The 15,450-nt window shown below is 69.0% G+C and carries 15 protein-coding genes; 8 read left to right on the top strand and 7 right to left on the bottom strand.

All coding sequences use genetic code 11. From position 1 onward, the window contains the following. Positions 1–43 precede the first annotated feature (43 nt). Genes phoU through mgtA form a run of 3 tightly spaced genes read left to right on the top strand, consistent with a single transcriptional unit; the run spans position 44 to position 4,365 of the window. Positions 44–709, top strand: a complete 666-nt coding sequence (phoU, locus tag A5773_RS17635; protein ID WP_066949778.1) for a phosphate signaling complex protein PhoU — start codon at positions 44–46, stop codon at positions 707–709. A 36-nt stretch (positions 710–745) separates the two neighbouring features. Further along, complete coding sequence (locus A5773_RS17630; protein WP_066949782.1) at positions 746–1,744, top strand: magnesium transporter CorA family protein; 999 nt, start codon at positions 746–748, stop codon at positions 1,742–1,744. Then, positions 1,741–4,365, top strand: coding sequence for a magnesium-translocating P-type ATPase (gene mgtA, locus A5773_RS17625; protein ID WP_066949785.1), 2,625 nt, complete (start codon positions 1,741–1,743; stop codon positions 4,363–4,365). Before A5773_RS17630 ends, mgtA begins: the two co-directional genes overlap by 4 nt. 3 nt (positions 4,366–4,368) lie before the next feature. Here mgtA and A5773_RS25675 read toward each other — a convergent pair whose 3' ends face one another. Both A5773_RS25675 and A5773_RS17620 read right to left on the bottom strand, forming a co-directional pair. Further along, a complete protein-coding gene (locus A5773_RS25675; protein WP_231989076.1) occupies positions 4,369–4,638 on the bottom strand; it encodes a hypothetical protein in 270 nt (89 codons plus the stop codon). Positions 4,639–4,662: 24 nt separating this feature from the next. Continuing rightward, positions 4,663–5,007, bottom strand: coding sequence for a DUF732 domain-containing protein (locus tag A5773_RS17620; protein ID WP_066949788.1), 345 nt, complete (start codon positions 5,005–5,007; stop codon positions 4,663–4,665). 164 nt (positions 5,008–5,171) lie between these two features. Between A5773_RS17620 and A5773_RS17615 the strand changes: the two genes are divergently transcribed. Further along, complete coding sequence (locus A5773_RS17615) at positions 5,172–6,089, top strand: PHB depolymerase family esterase (RefSeq protein WP_066949792.1); 918 nt, start codon at positions 5,172–5,174, stop codon at positions 6,087–6,089. Positions 6,090–6,230: 141 nt separating this feature from the next. Here A5773_RS17615 and nei2 read toward each other — a convergent pair whose 3' ends face one another. From nei2 to A5773_RS17600, 3 genes are read right to left on the bottom strand one after another with little or no spacing between them, the layout of a single operon-like run. Then, positions 6,231–6,986 (bottom strand): endonuclease VIII Nei2, encoded by a 756-nt coding sequence (gene nei2, locus A5773_RS17610; protein ID WP_067791783.1) that lies wholly within the window; start codon positions 6,984–6,986, stop codon positions 6,231–6,233. Between the two features lie 13 nt (positions 6,987–6,999). Then, positions 7,000–11,577, bottom strand: coding sequence for an ATP-dependent helicase (locus A5773_RS17605; protein WP_067791781.1), 4,578 nt, complete (start codon positions 11,575–11,577; stop codon positions 7,000–7,002). 38 nt (positions 11,578–11,615) lie between these two features. After that, the gene (locus A5773_RS17600) at positions 11,616–12,287 is read right to left on the bottom strand and encodes a TetR/AcrR family transcriptional regulator (RefSeq protein ID WP_066949803.1); all 672 of its coding nucleotides are present in this window, start codon (positions 12,285–12,287) and stop codon (positions 11,616–11,618) included. 278 nt (positions 12,288–12,565) lie between these two features. Here A5773_RS17600 and A5773_RS17595 point away from each other — a divergent pair, with 278 nt between their 5' ends. Further along, positions 12,566–12,949, top strand: a complete 384-nt coding sequence (locus A5773_RS17595) for a hypothetical protein (protein ID WP_066949806.1) — start codon at positions 12,566–12,568, stop codon at positions 12,947–12,949. A gap of 97 nt (positions 12,950–13,046) precedes the next feature. Next, complete coding sequence (usfY, locus tag A5773_RS17590; RefSeq protein ID WP_067791779.1) at positions 13,047–13,358, top strand: protein UsfY; 312 nt, start codon at positions 13,047–13,049, stop codon at positions 13,356–13,358. Positions 13,359–13,492: 134 nt separating this feature from the next. On the opposite strand, the gene A5773_RS26320 is transcribed toward usfY, so the two are convergent. Continuing rightward, complete coding sequence (locus A5773_RS26320) at positions 13,493–13,639, bottom strand: hypothetical protein (protein ID WP_197505307.1); 147 nt, start codon at positions 13,637–13,639, stop codon at positions 13,493–13,495. 107 nt (positions 13,640–13,746) lie between these two features. Between A5773_RS26320 and A5773_RS17585 the strand changes: the two genes are divergently transcribed. After that, positions 13,747–14,184: an ATP-binding protein gene (locus A5773_RS17585; protein ID WP_055405180.1), complete on the top strand. Its 438-nt coding sequence runs from the start codon at positions 13,747–13,749 to the stop codon at positions 14,182–14,184. Further along, positions 14,181–14,969 (top strand): RNA polymerase sigma factor SigF, encoded by a 789-nt coding sequence (locus tag A5773_RS17580; RefSeq protein WP_066949812.1) that lies wholly within the window; start codon positions 14,181–14,183, stop codon positions 14,967–14,969. The genes A5773_RS17585 and A5773_RS17580 overlap by 4 nt, the downstream gene beginning before the upstream one ends. Here the strand turns inward: A5773_RS17580 and A5773_RS17575 are convergent. Next, positions 14,940–15,371: an STAS domain-containing protein gene (locus A5773_RS17575; RefSeq protein ID WP_066949815.1), complete on the bottom strand. Its 432-nt coding sequence runs from the start codon at positions 15,369–15,371 to the stop codon at positions 14,940–14,942. The genes A5773_RS17580 and A5773_RS17575 overlap by 30 nt on opposite strands. Positions 15,372–15,450: the final 79 nt, after the last annotated feature.

The raw sequence follows: 15,450 nt of genomic DNA, 5'->3' as shown, positions 1-15,450 counted from the left end.
TCGTCCCTTGTGAAATCGGCTCGCCTTGCGCCACCGTTGCGCTATGCGAACCGCGTATCACCACCAGCTGGCCGAGTTGACCGTTGAACTCAGCCAGATGTGCGGCCTGGCCAACGACGCCATGCGGCGAGCGACCGAGGCCCTGCTGGAGGCCGACCTCGACGCCGCGGAACAGGTCATCCGGGAGCACGACCGAATGGTGGTGATGCGGGCGGGCGCGGAGCGGGAAGCCTTCGCGTTGCTGGCGCTGCAACAACCGGTTGCCGGGGAGTTACGGGCGGTTTTCAGCGCCATACAGCTCATCGCCGACATCGAACGCATGGGCGCACTGGCCGTGCACGTCGCCAAGATCGCCCGGCGGGAGCACCCGAATCAGGTACTTCCGGAAAATGTCCGCGCGTGTTTCGCCGAGATGGCCAAGGTGGCAATCGCGTTGGGGGACAGCGCAACACAGGTGCTGATTTCCCACGATCCGCAGCAGGCCGCCCGGCTTCGCGAACAGGACGACGCGATGGACGAGCTCTACCGGCAGTTGTTCAGCGTGCTGTTGGATGACGACTGGACCGACAACATTCCCGTCGCCGTGGACGCGGCGTTGCTCGGCCGTTTCTACGAGCGCTTCGCCGACCATGCCGTGGAAGTCGGCCGCCGGGTCGTCTTCATGGTCAGCGGCGACCTGCCCGCGCCGGACGAAATCTCCACCTACTGACAGGCGCTGGAGGGGCTGGGCTGAGAGGATGGCCTCGTGCAGGTCGCGCCCAACATCCACGGACGCCTGTGGCGCCACGGTAAGCCGCAGGACGAGTTCGCATTCGATGACATCTCCGAGTACCTTCGCGAACCCGACGCCCTGGTCTGGGTGGATTTGTGCGAGCCGGACCACGATGCGCTGTGCGACCTGGCTGCCGAACTCGGCCTCAACACGTGGGCCGTCGAGGACGCTGTGGCGGCGGCCGAGCGTGTCAAGGCCACCGCGTACGAAACCCACACGTTCTTCACCGTCTATGCCGTCCACGTCGCGGGCGAAGGCACCGACGAGCCGCGGCGGATGCTGTCCACGCAGCGGATCTCGGCGTTCGTGCTTCCCCGCGGTTTGATCACCGTGCGCTTGACGCCCGACTTCGACATCGCCGCGGTCACCCGGCGCTGGGAGGAGATCGGCGCCCAGCAGTACGGGGTGGGCGCGCTGGTGCACGGGTTGCTCGACGTCGTGGTGGACAGTCACTTCGCGGCGGTCGAGGCCCTGGACGACTGCATCGAAGACATCGAAGACGAGCTGTTCGACGGCAAGCCGCGCCAGGCGAGCTTTCAGCGCAGAACGTTTCAGATGAGACGCGACCTGGTCGCCCTGCGGCGGGTGGCGCTCCCGATGCGGGAGGTCGTCAACTCGATTCAGCACCACCGCCACGAGCTGGGCACTGCCCCGGAACTGGACCCGCTGTACGCCGACCTGTACGACCACGTGCTTCGCGTGTCGGAATGGACGGAGTCGTTGCGCGACATGGTCACAACGATTTTCGAAACCAACCTGTCGCTGCAAGACGCCCGGCTGAACACCATCATGAAGAAGCTGACCGGGTGGGCGGCCATCATCGCCGTTCCCACCGCGATCACCGGCTTTTACGGTCAGAACGTGCCCTACCCGGGCTTCGGCCACCTCGCCGGCTTTCTGGCCAGCACCGGCCTGATCTTCGTCCTGATGGTGGTCATCTACGTGATGTTCAAACGTCGCGACTGGCTATGATCGCCGACCCCCGACAGGAGACCGCCGGCTCGACCACGACGCTGGTCGCGGCCGCCACGGTCGACGAGGTGCTGCGCCGGTTGGACAGCTCGCCGGCCGGGTTGTCCGGCGCGGAGGCCGCCGCCCGGCTCACGCGCTACGGGCCCAACGCGGTGCGCACCCATCGCGTGAATGTCCTTGCGGTGCTGGGCCGTCAGCTGCGCAACGCGGTGCTCATCCTGCTGGCCGGCACCGCAGTCGCCTCGTATTTCCTGGGCGACAGCATGCAGGCCGTCATCATCGGCATCATCCTGGCGGCCAGCATCGGGCTGGGCTTCATCAACGAATACCGCGCCGAGCGGGCCGCCGCCGACCTGCATGACAGCGTGCGCCACAACGCCGTGGTGCGCCGTGACGGGAAGTTCGTCTCGCTCGCCGTGACCGCGCTCGTCCCGGGCGACGTGATTCGGCTGTCGCTGGGGGAGGCGATACCGGCCGATGTTCGGCTGATCGAGGTCAGCGGCCTTGAATGCAACGAAAGCATCCTGACCGGGGAATCGACGGGATCGGAGAAATCGACGGAACCGGTGCCTGCCGGAACCGGTCTGGCTGACGCGACCGACCTGGCCTTCATGGGCACCATCGTCAGTGCCGGGGAGGGGACCGGGGTGGTGTACGCCACCGGTCGAGACGCCGAATTCGGGCAAATCGCATCGGGTTTGGACGATCGCCAGCCCGAGACCGCCTTCCAGGTCGGGCTGCGCCGGTTCTCCTACCTGTTGCTACAGGTCGCCGTCGCGCTGATGGTGGTCATTTTGATCAGCAACCTGCTGCTGCAGAAGCCCATCATCGACTCGGTGCTGTTCTCGCTCGCGATCGCGGTCGGGATCACGCCGCAGCTGCTGCCCGCTGTCGTCAGCACCGGCCTGGCGACCGGATCACGGCAGCTGGCCAAAGCGAAGGTGCTCGTCAAGCGGTTGGTGTGCATCGAAGACCTCGGCGACATCGACATCCTGATCACCGACAAGACCGGCACCCTGACGGAAGGGCGGATCCGTCTGGTGGGCTCGGTCGATCACGCCGGTGCGCACAGCGACGCGGTCTGCCACCTGGGGCTGCTATCCACCGATGTGGACCCGGAAACCGGTGGTGCGAGTGCCAATTCGCTCGATGCCGCGCTCTGGGAGTCCCCGCAGGCGCACCAGTTGGTGGCCGGTGCGGCGCACCGGGTCGCGATGCTGCCGTTCGACCACCAACGCCGGGCAACGTCGGCGCTGGTCGACGACGACGGAGGCCGCGTGCTGGTGGTCAAGGGGGCGCCCGAGCAGGTGCTGGCCCAGTGCCGAGCCGTCCCGCCGGCGGCGGAGGAGACTCTCGCGGAGTTGTTCGCCGCCGGGCGACGGGTGGTGGCCGTGGCCACCAAACCGGCGCCCGCGATGACGACGCTCACCCGGGCGGACGAAAGCGATCTGACGCTCGCTGGGTTCCTGGTGTTTGCCGACGAGCCCAAATCCGCTGCGCGGCAATCGCTCTCCGAGCTGGCCGAGCTGGGCATCGAGCTGAAGATCGCCACCGGGGACAACCCACGGGTCGCCGAAAAGGTATGCGCCGAACTGGGTTTGGCGTCGAAGGGCACCGTCACCGGCGGGGAGCTCGACGGTTTGGACGACCACGCGTTCATCCGCATCGCGCAGAAGAACACGATCTTCGCGCGCATCTCCCCCGAGCAGAAGGCGAAGTTGATCGTCGCGCTGCGGAGCGAGGGGCGATCGGTGGGCTTCCTGGGCGACGGTGTCAACGACGCGCTGGCCTTGCACGCCGCCGATGTGGGGATCTCGGTCGACAGCGCCACCGACGTGGCCAAGGATGCGGCCGACGTCGTGCTGCTGGAAAAGGACCTCAGTGTGCTGGCCACCGGGGTGGCCGAGGGCCGGCGCATCTTCGCCAACACCATCAAGTACGTGCTGATGGGCACGTCGAGCAATTTCGGGAACATGTTCAGCGCCGCGGCCGCGTCGGCTCTGTTGCCGTTCCTGCCGATGCTGCCCAGCCAAATCCTGCTCAACAACCTGCTTTACGACACCTCGCAGCTGGCGATCCCGACCGACCGGGTCGACGCGGCGCAGCTGCACGCGCCGTCGCACTGGAACGTCGCGTTCATCCGGCGCTTCATGCTGATCTTCGGCCCGATCAGTTCGCTGTTCGACTTCCTGACGTTCGGGTTGATGCTCGGCGTGCTGCACGCCGGTGCCATCGAGTTCCGGACGGGCTGGTTCGTGGAATCCCTCGCGACGCAGACGCTGATCATCTTCGTCATTCGCACCCGCATGGTGCCGTTCTTTCGCAGCCGACCCAGCGCGCTGCTGACCGTCACCAGCCTCACCGTGGTCGCCGTCGGTGCCGGACTGACGATTTCACCGCTGGCCCGCACCCTGGGCTTTACGCCGCTGCCGTGGCAGTTCTTCGCCGCGCTGGGCACCTTTGTCGTCTGTTACCTGGTGTTGGTGGAGCTGGGCAAGCTGCTCTTCTACAGCGAGCCGATGCACATCGTCGGGCAGCCGCACCGCACCCGCGGAAGCGCGTATCGCATCCGGCGACGGGCCGCGCGCTATCACTACATCGAGCGGCGGAGGCGGAAGTGATCGTCAGTGCTCGACGGCGATGGCCGGCAGATCCGAAAGGCCTTGCTGGATTCCGCGATCGACCTTGTCCGTGAGGGTGGTGCTGCCCGCCGGAGCAGTCTCCTGGCAACTGCAGCTCAGCGTGCTAAACGGGCTTGGGTCGGCGTTTGCCGATGCTGCCGTCCAACCTGCAGCGCCGAGGATGAGTGCAACGCCGACCAAAAGTTTAGGAATCATTTGGCCTTCGAGTTCTCGAGATAGGTTCAGCGCCAATTTTACCGGCGCGCTTGTCACGAGCCTGTCAACTGCCTGTTAATTTCAGGCCTGATACTTGGGGCAATACGCCCGGATGCTCACGCCCACGAAGTAGCCGGCGTGGTAGCCATCGAGGTGGCTGTTGGTCATGACGTCGTTGGCCACCTGTTGCGCCGATTCGCCGGATTCGAGTTCCTGGCACACCAAATGGCCGGACCGGATGGCGGTTTCGGGCGACTCGTAGTTGATGCCCTTGGCCGTCAGCGCCGCGAGGAAAGCGTCGTCGGCCGCGCTGGCGTGGGCAGCCGGGGCCGCTCCCAGGGCGCCCAGCAGTCCGGTCGCCGGGACAACCCCAGCAGCCAACAGCAACAGCAGCAGGCTGGGGTTGCGAATCTGGGTCCTCGTCATTTCTGATACTCCCGTGACATCGAAGTGCCGTTGCTCGTTGACCGCGGGGGCTGCCCGAATATTATTCGCACGTTGTTGCGTCGCACGGTGCAGGATCACTGATATTGCGATCATCGCCACACCCAGGTTTGCTCCGGCATCGGCTCCGTCGGTGTATTGACGGTATGCCGTACGTGCGTTGGTTGTCAGTGGCCGTCGTAGCCGTGTGCTTGGTGGGATGTGGTGTGCGGAATGTCTCGGCGGCCACCGCTCGGGATGCTTCCGGGACGTTCCGTTCCGGCGGCATGGATCGAACTTACCTGCTGCACGTGCCGCCGGGTAGCCCGGTCGGTCTGGTGTTGAGCCTGCACGGCGGCGGTGGCACCGGGAACGGTCAGCGGGGGCTGACCGGCTTCGATGCCGTTGCCGACGCCCATAACCTGCTCGTGGTCTATCCCGACGGTTACGACAAGAGCTGGGCCGACGGGCGCGGGGCGTCGCCGGCGGATCGCCGGCATATCGACGACGTCGGCTTCCTGGTGGGCCTGGTGAACAAGGTGCAAAACGACTACGGCATCGCCCCCGGGCACGTTTTCGTCACCGGGATGTCGAACGGGGCCTTCATGTCCAACCGGCTGGCCTGTGACCGCGCCGATGTGTTCGCCGCGGTCGCGCCCGTGGCGGGCACTTTGGGCGTCGGCGTGGCGTGCAATCCGTCGCGGCCGGTGTCGGTCTGGGAGGCCCACGGCACCGCCGACCCGCTGGTGCCGTTCAACGGTGGGGCCGTGCGCGGCCGAGGCGGGCTGAGCCACTCCATCTCCGCCACCACCATGGTGAACAAGTGGCGTTCGGCCGACGGATGCCAGGGCGACCCCTCGGTGCAGGCGCTGCCCAGCGTCGGGGACGGCACCGTCGTGCATCGCTTCGACTCCGCCGGGTGTGCGGCATCCACCGAGGTGACCTTCTACCAGATCGACAGCGGCGGGCACACCTGGCCGGGCGGCAGGCAATACCTGCCCAAGGCGATCATCGGGCCCACCACCCGCGCGCTCGACGGGTCGGAGGCCATCGCGGAGTTCTTCCTGGCGCACGCCCGGGACTAGTGGCGATCGCAAGCGCGGCGTAGCCGGGCGCTGCGGGTCGCCACCGCAGGACCAGTGGCGATCGCAAGCGCGGCGTAGCCGGGCGCTGCGGGTCGCCACCGCAGGACCAGTGGCGATCGCAAGCGCGGAGGGCTAGGAGCGTCAGCGCTGGCAGGACGGGCACCAGTACCTGACCCGCTCCCCGGAGTCGTCGTAGTTGATGGGGGTGCCGCAGCGACGGCAACCCTGCCCCGCGCGCCCGTAGACCCACAGCTGCCGCCCGGCCCTGGTATCGCCGGTGGTGCAGCGGTTCCAGCGGGACCGGTTCAGCCACAACATGTCCCGGGCACGGACGACCAGCCGGCGCGGGTCGGCGACCGCGCTCACCGGTGCGGTGGGCAGGTGTCCGCTGACGAAACACAGCTCGTTGCAGTAGACGTTGCCGATGCCCGCCAGCACCCGCTGGTCGAGCAGCGCCTGGGCGAGCGGCCGGTCCGGTTGGGCCGCCAGGTTGGCGGCGGCGGTGGTGGCGTCCCAGTCCTCGCCCAGCAGATCTGGCCCCAGGTGCGCGACGGCGTCCCCATCGCGGTCGCGCTCCAGGATCTCCAGGACGCCGAGGTCCACGCCGACGGCGCGGACGGCGCCGGCTTCCAGGACGATCCGCGCCCGGTGGTCGACCCGCACCGGCCGGTCGGCGACCCGCCAGCTGCCGTCCATCTTCAGGTGCGAGTGGATGCTCGCCCGGCCCACCCGGATGAACAGGTGCTTGCCCCGGCTGAGCACCTCGTCGACCGTCTGCCCGGTGAGGTCGACCGTCGCGTACCGGGGGACGCGGACGTCGCAGCGCGTGAGGGTGCGCCCGACCAGGTGCTCGCGCAGGACGGCCGCGGTGTGCCAGACGGTGTCTCCTTCGGGCATCGCTATCGGGGCCTTACCGGAGCCGAAGTCCGCGCGGTGTGCGGGCGAACCCCGCCTCCTGCAAGCCGTCCGCCACGCGGCTGGGCCCGTTTTGGGGCTGCAGCGCCGGTGCGCCGTCGATGCGTTCGACCAGGATCGACGCGACGCGCCGGGAGGCGACCAGCTCGGCCAGCGCCGTGGCCGCCGCATGGTGGGCCGCCGGGTCGTCGGTGAAGGTGAGCAGTGAGCGCCCGCCGCGCTCCAGGAACCAGGCCAGGTGGCCGTCGACCAGCACGACGAGCGCGCCGGCCTTGCGGCCCGGCCGCGCGCTCTCCGCGCCGGACGCCGGCCACGGCAGCGCGGCGCCGTAGGGATTGGCCGGGTCGGCGGCGGCCAGCACGACAGCGCGGTATTCCGGCCGCTCGGGGTCGATCCCATCGCTGTAGCTGCGCAGCCGGTCGACGGTCGAGGCGACGGCGAACTGGGCACCGCCCAGCGACTCGACGAAATAGCCGCGCTGGCACCGGCCGGCTTCCTCGAAGGTGCTCAGCACCTTGTAGAGCGTCGCGAACCCGCCGGTGACGCCCTCGGCCGCGACCGCGCCCCGGGTCAGCATGCCGTGGCGGCCCAGCAGCAACTCCGCCTGGTAGTGGGCGCGCACCGTGGAATCGGGCTCGGGCGGCGGCAGGGCCGACCACCGGCCCGCCACCGTCGGGTCGGCGGGGCGGGACTGCGCGTGCGCCACGCTGTACCGGCTCAGCCGCGGTGGCCGATGTGAGCGGTGCGCCGGGGCCGAGCGTTTGCGGTTGCCCACGCCGCCGAGCATCGCGCGCACCGGCGCGAAGGTGTCACCCGTGACCCACCCGGCCCAGATCAGCTCCCACAGCGCGGCTTTGAGCTCGGCGTCGGTGATGCCGCTCTGGGTCAGATGACGGAAGAAGTACGCGCCGCCGCCGGCCAGCGTGTCCAGGATCGCCCGGTGGGCCTCGGTGAAGTCGATTTCGGCGGGCCCGGCCAGCGTCAAGGGCGCGGAGTCGCCCACGTGCAAGGCGACCCAGCCGTCGCTGGCCGAGATCGACCCTGCGCCCGACCAGGTCACCTCCCCGATGGCGAGCAGCTCGTCGAGCATGGCGGGGGAGTAGTCCCGGACCCGCGGGCCCAGCACCAGGGGCTCGATCGCCGAGGCCGGCATCCGGACCCCGGCCAGCTGGTCGACCACGGACATCAGCCCGTCCAGCCCCGAGTGGCCCGACGAACCGGGGGAGGCCACCCGGTGCCAGGCCGGCAGGAACCTTCCGTACGCGGCGGTGCTCACCGGTTCGACCTGCGCGCGCAGCGCGGCCAGCGAACGCCGCCGCAACACTCGCAACACCTCGGCGTCGCACCACTGTTCGCCGCCGGGCGCCGCGGAGGTTTCCGTGGCGGCGACGAAGTCGCCGCGCACCAGCCGGCCGTCGGCGGCCAGCCGGCCCAGCACGTCGGCCGTCACCCGCAGCCCCAGCCCGAACCGGCCCGCGGCCGCGGCGGTGGTGAACGGGGTGTGGGTGCGCGCGTAGCGGCCCAGCAGCTCGCCCAGCGGGTCGGCCACCGCCTCGGTGAAGGCCGCCGGCACGCCCAGCGGAACCGGCGCCCCGACGCCGTCGCGCAGCCGGCCGATGTCCTCGATGGCCACCCACCAGCTGCGGCCGGCGAACGACACGGGCAGCACCCGCCGCGCCGCGAGCAGGCCTTCGAGCCAGCCGCCCACCTCGGCGCCGCCGGCCCGGGCGGCGACCTCGTCCTCGGTCATCGGCCCCAGCAGCCGCAGCAGGTCCGCGGCGCCGTCGGCGTCGCGCGCGGCCCGGTCCGCCGACAGGTGCTGCAGCTGGCGGGCGGTCGCGGCGATGACGTCCGGGTCGAGCAGCTCGCGCAGCTCGACCCGGCCGAGCAGCTCGGCCAGCAGCGTGCTGTCCAGCGACAGTGCCGCGGCCCGGCGCTCGGCCAGCGGGGTGTCGCCCTCGTACATGAAGGCGCCGACGTAGCCGAACAGCAGGGACGCCGCGAAGGGCGACGGCCGCGCCGTCTCCGTTTCGAGCACCCGCACCTTGCGCTGGGCGATGCCGGCCATCAGGGCGACCAGGGCGGGCACGTCGTACACGTCCTGCAGGCATTCGCGGATGGTTTCCAGCACCACCGGGAAGTCGGGGTATTTGCGGGCCACGTCCAGCAGCTGGGCGGCCCGCTGGCGCTGGTGCCACAGCGGCGATCGCTTACCCGGGTGCCGGCGGGGCAGCAGCAGCGCGCGGGCGGCGCACTCCCGGAACCGCGACGCGAACAGCGCCGAACCGCCCACCTCGTCGGTGACGATCGGATCGATCTCGTCGGCGTCGAAGACGAACAACTCGGCGCCGGGCGGGGTCTCGCCGTTGTCGGACAGCATGTCCGGCAAGCGCACCACGATGCCGTCATCAGAGGCGGTCGGTTTTTCGTCGAGGCCGTAGCGTTCGCGCAGCCGCCGACCCACCGCCAGCGCCAGCGGCCCGTTCACCCGCAGCCCGTAAGGCGAGTGCAGGATCACCCGCCAGTCGCCCAGTTCATCGCGGAACCGCTCGACCAGCAGGGTGGTGTCGGTGGGGACCACGCCGGCGGCGGTCCGCTGCTCGTCCAGCAGCGCCCACAGGTTGTCGGTGGCGTAGGCGTCGAAACCCAGGCCCGCGCACCGGGCGTCGAAGGCGGCGCGGTCGAGTCCGGCCAGCTCGCCGGTGAACGCGCCCAGCGCGGCGCCAAGCTCGGCGGGCCGGCCCGCGTCGTCGCCGCGCCAGAATGGCAGCCGGGCCGGCTGGCCGGGCGCGGGGATCACCAAAACGCGGTCGTGGGTGATCTCGGTGATTCGCCAGCTGGTGGCGCCCAGCGAGATGACGTCACCGGGCCGGGACTCGTACACCATCTCCTCGTCCAGTTCGCCCACGCGCGACGGCTTTTCCGACTCGCTGGCGAGGTAGACGGTGAACATGCCGCGGTCCGGGATGGCGCCGCCGGAGGTGACGGCCAGCCGCTGCGCGCCGGGCCGCGCCGTCAGCGTGCCGGTGTCGCGGTCGTAGACCAAGCGGGGACGCAGCTCGGCGAACTCGGTGGAGGGGTACTTGCCCGACAACAGGTCGAGGGTGGCCTCGTACACGCTGCGCGGCAGCGTCGCGAAGGGGGCGCTGCGGCGCACCGTGTCGAACCACCGGTCGGCGTCCAGCGGCTCCAGCGCGGCGGCCGCCACGGTCTGCTGCGCCAGGATGTCCAGCGGGTTGGCGGGCACCCGCATCGTCTCGATTTCGCCGGCGAGCATCCGCTGCACGGTCACCGCGCAGCCGATCAGGTCGGTGCGGTGCTTCGGGAACAGCACGCCCTGGGATACCTCGCCGACCTGGTGGCCGGCCCGCCCGATGCGTTGCAGGCCGCTGGCCACCGACGGCGGCGCCTCCACCTGGATCACCAGGTCGACCGCGCCCATGTCGATGCCCAGCTCCAGGCTCGACGTCGCCACCACCGCCTTGAGGATCCCGCGCTTGAGGTCCTCCTCGACCAGGGCGCGCTGCTCCTTGCTGACCGAGCCGTGGTGGGCGCGGGCCAACAGCGGCTCGGCGCCGTAGGTCTGGCCGCTGCCCATGATGTGCGCGGGCGCCCCGCCCGCCACCTTCGGGTTGGTCTCGCCCGACAGCCCCACACCACAGCGTTCGGCGTGGATCTCGTTGAGCCGGGCGGTGAGCCGCTCGGCCAGCCGCCGCGAGTTGGCGAACACGATGGTCGAGTTGTGCGCCTCGATCACGTCGACCAGCCGCTCCTCGACGTCGGGCCAGATGCTGTTGTTGGCCAGGTTGGCCATGTCTGGCACCGGCACCTGCACCGCCAGCTCGACGGTCTTGGCCGCCTGGGGCGCGACGATGGTGGTCGGTTGCTGACCGGACAGGAACCGGGCGAGCTCTTCGGGTGGGCGCACCGTCGCGGACAACCCGATGCGCTGTGCGGGCAGCCCCTCCCGCAGCTCTTGTGACAAGTCCTGGAGCCGCTCCAGCGACAGCGCCAGGTGCGCGCCGCGCTTGCCGGCGGCGATCGCGTGGATTTCGTCGACGATCACCGTCTGCACGCCGGCCAGCGTTTCGCGCGCGGCCGAGGTGAGCATCAGGAACAGCGACTCCGGCGTGGTGATCAGCACGTCGGGGGGACGGGCGATGAGCTGCCGGCGTTCGGCGGGCGGGGTGTCCCCGGAGCGGACGCCGACGCTGATGTCGGGCGGGGGGAGTCCGTGGCGCTCGGCGATGCGGGTGAGGCCCGCCAGCGGGGTGCGCAGGTTGCGCTCGATGTCGACCGCCAGCGCCTTGAGCGGGGACACGTAGAGCACGCGGGTGCCGGCCGGCCTCGCGGCCGAGCCGTCAAGACCGCCGCGCGTGGCGAGGGAGTCTAAGGCCCACAGGAACGCCGCGAGCGTCTTGCCGGATCCGGTCGGCGCGATCACCAGCGTGTTGTCGCCGTCGGCGATGGCGTCCCAGGCTTCGGCCTGCGCGGTGGTGGGACCGGCGAATGTGCTGGTGAACCATTCGCGCGTGGTCGCGCTGAACCGGCCTAACGGGTCACGGGTGGTCACCTCACCATGGTGCCAAGGCGTACCGACAAGAGCGCGGGCTAGCGCGGCTGGATTCGGGCCGTCGCCATCGCGTGGGACAACTCCTCGGGTATCTCGGGCACCCGGGCGATGGCGTCGAACAGTGAGTGCGCGCAGGCGTCGGCGAGGCGGTCGGCGTTGATCGTGGGATCGATGATGCGCTGGCGGCACAGCTCGAACGTGAACGCCAGCCAGCCGTGACAGATCACCCGCAGGTCGCGCTCGACGTCGCCTTCCAGCTTCGCCCCGGAGATGTTGGCCACCAGGTCGTGGATGCGACTCATGATGTGTTCGAGCTGGCGGTTCTTGGCTTCGTCGTCAACGCCCAGCAGAACCGGGTCGGACCGGCCCAGCCCGACGTAGGCGGCCCAGGCGGCCTCCGGATTCTGCTCGTGGTAGGCCATGTACGCCATGACCCCCATCCGCACCTCTTCGTACATGGTGAGGCCGGTGGCGTCGTCCATATTGGTGGTCTCGTACAGCCGGTCGGCCTCGTCCTTGACCACGGCGGCGAAGAAGGCGCGCTTGTCGGGGAAGTAGTGATACATCAGCGCCCGGGACACGCCGGCGCGTTCGGCGATCTCGTCGATCCGCACCTCGTCGTAGGGTCGCTTTCCGAAGACATCGGCCCCCAAAGCGAGCAGCTCAGCGCGTCGATCCTCGGGGGATAACCGCCTTCGGCCTGTCGGCATGTGAGAGATAGTACTCACCGGTCCTGAGTCGCCGACCACATTGCGTCTTTCCCGGCTCCACGCCCCGGGCCAGCGGTAATCCCTCCGAATAATTGACGGTGCGGGCTATTCGCGCGCCGGCGGGAATTTGGCCGGCAATACCCGGGACTGAGCCGTTTTACGGGGTTTGCCGACGGGTATTTGTCCCCATGCGATTTCCGCTTGTCATCGCGCGGTAACCATTGCGGCGCAGCAAACGATGAACAAAACATTGATTACCCGGGATATGAGGGGCACGGATGCACAAGGCGGATGAGCGATCGGGTGGTGATCGCTTGGGACAGGAAGACGGCGAGGTGCGTGCCGCCATCCGGTTCGCAGCATTGGCCGCGGCCGTGGCGGTCGGCTTCCTGGTGATGGCCGCGCTCTGGGTGAGCACTTGTCCTGGTACCGGTGTGGACACCGCGGCGTGCGGCGCGCCACAGCGGACATTGCTGGCGCTGGGCGGACCGCTGATCCTGCTGGCGGCCGGCCTCTGGGCATTCCTGCGGACCTATCAGATATGGAAGGCGCAGGGCACCTGGTGGGGATGGCACGGCGCGGGCTGGTTCCTGTTCACGCTGATGGTGTTGATGGTCGCCATGGGCGTGGCCCCCATCGCAGGCCCGGCGCTGGTCCTCTGACTGGGGTCTCGCCAAAGGCCTCCCGGGGGATCTACCGTTGATGGTGCAACCCGTATTGAGCTGCGAATGGTTTTACCAACCTCCCCTAGGAGCAGCCATGGGAGACACATTTCACGACCCCGTCGACCATCTCAGGACAACGCGGCCACTCGCCGGGGAGTCGCTGATCGACGTACTGCACTGGCCCGGCTACCTGTTGGTGGTGGCGGGCGTGATCGGCGGATCCGGAAGCCTGTCGGCGTTCGGCTCCGGACATCAGCACGAGGGCATGACCGCCGGGGTGGTGGCGATCATCGCCACGGTTCTCGGGTTGGTGTGGGTGGCGCTCGAGCACCGGCGGATCCGGCGGATCGCGGATCGCTGGTACGCCGAGCACCCCGAGGTCCACAGGCAGTGGCCGGCCAGCTAGGAGCGCTTGCGCCGCGGCGCCGCTGAGCGCCGAACCCATTTTTGCCGGGAAGTAAACGCGGGTGGTTACCCGCCTCGTCGAGTGGGTATCAGGTGTGCACCATGATGAGTGCCGGAAGGGTTGCGTCAGCGTGGTCACCCCATGGGGGGCAGGAACACGAAGACACCGACATAGATGCCTACAGCGAGAAATACCAATACGACCAGCGCGATCCCGGCGATCGTCGCCATGCGCTTGAGCCGCCGTGTCCGAGCCGTTTCGGTGGTTTCCGGCCCGTCCATATCGGGCCGCACACCCGGCGGAAACCATGACTAATCGGCTCGAACGCACGGTCCACGGCGGGCTGCGGGGCGGTAGTAGTGTCAGTCAAACATTGCCGGGAGACCAGATGAACGATGCGGGATTGCGCACTAACAAACGTCAGCGTGGCCATCGTGCCGTCGAATTGCACGTCGCGGCACGTCTGGAGAACTTGGCGATGCTGCGGACGCTGGTTGGTGCGATCGGCACCTTCGAGGACCTGGACTTCGACGCCGTAGCGGATCTGCGGCTTGCGGTCGACGAAGTGTGCACCCGGCTGATCCGCTGCGCGACGCCCGACGCAACCCTCGTCGTGGTGGTGGACCCGCAGGACGACCAGTTGGTGGTCGAGGCGTCGGCGGCGTGTGACACCCACGACGTGGTCGCTCCCGGCAGCTTCAGCTGGCACGTGCTGACGTCCTTGGCCGATGACGTCCAGACATTCCACGATGGTCGCGAGCCCAACCAAACCGGCAGCGTTTTCGGTATCACGCTGACGGCGCGACGGGCGGCCTCCAGCAGGTGACACCACCAGCTGCCGGCGGTTCGGTCTCGCGCCCGAACGAGTACGCCGATGTCCCGGAGATGTTCCGAGAGTTGGCCACTGTGGACGGCGACTCGATGGAATTCCAGCGTCAACGGGACAAGATCGTCGAGCGCTGCCTGCCCCTGGCCGATCACATCGCCCGCCGGTTCGAGGGCCGCGGCGAGCCCCGCGACGATCTCGTCCAGGTGGCGCGCGTGGGGCTGGTCAACGCGGTGGTGCGGTTCGACGTCGAGACCGGCTCCGACTTCGTGTCCTTCGCGGTGCCCACGATCATGGGCGAGGTCCGCAGGCACTTTCGCGACAACAGCTGGTCGGTCAAGGTGCCGCGGCGCCTGAAGGAGCTGCACCTGCGCCTCGGCACCGCCACCGCGGATCTCTCGCAACGACTCGGCCGGGCGCCCACCGCGACCGAACTGGCCGCCGAACTCGACATGGACCGCGAGGAGGTCGTCGAGGGCCTGGTGGCGGGCAGCTCGTACAACACTTTGTCCATCGACAGCGGCGGCGGCAGCGAGGAGGACGAAGCCCGCGCGATCGCCGACACCCTGGGCGACGTGGATACCGGCCTGGACCGGATCGAGGATCAGGAGTCGCTTCGCCCACTGCTGGAGGCCCTGCCCGAGCGGGAGCGGACGGTGTTGGTGCTCAGATTCTTCGAGTCGATGACGCAGACCCAGATCGCCGAGCGGGTCGGCATCTCTCAGATGCACGTGTCCCGGTTGCTGGCGAAGTCGCTAACGCGGCTGCGCGACCAATTGCAATAGGAACGGCGGCTCTTCGCCCTCGGCTCGCAGCGGTTCCAGCAGCGGCTCGGCCGCGTGCGTCGTCACCGGGAGGGTGCCGTCGGGGTCGCAGATGCGCAGCAACCTCGCCACCGCCGGGCTCGGCGCCATCGCCCAATCCAACTGGGCGCCCGAGCAGACGACGTTGATGCGGTGTAGCGCTGAAAAGCCTGCTGTGCCAATGAATTTCAGGCCGCGCAGGTCCAGGATCACACGCCGGGAACGAGCGACGACGTGTCGGACGTAGGCGGCGAGCTGATCGGCGTTGGCGGCGTCGAGCTCACCGTCCACGGTGACCAGGGTTCCCGCTGGGTCCCAGCGCGCGGTGAACTGCGCCGCCCGGCTGTGCTGCCAAGATTGGGCCACAGACATTACTGACTCCATCCGTAGAGCAGTTGTGCTGCGGAAAACGTCAAGCGTGAATTGAAGCGAAAAAACAGGGAGTTCGTCTTCCCCACGCCCT

This window comes from Mycobacterium sp. 852014-52450_SCH5900713, assembly GCF_001667075.1.
Lineage (GTDB): Bacteria > Actinomycetota > Actinomycetes > Mycobacteriales > Mycobacteriaceae > Mycobacterium.
The sequence above is the reverse complement of the archived record's forward strand: the minus strand, read 5'-3'. Positions and strand labels throughout refer to the sequence as shown.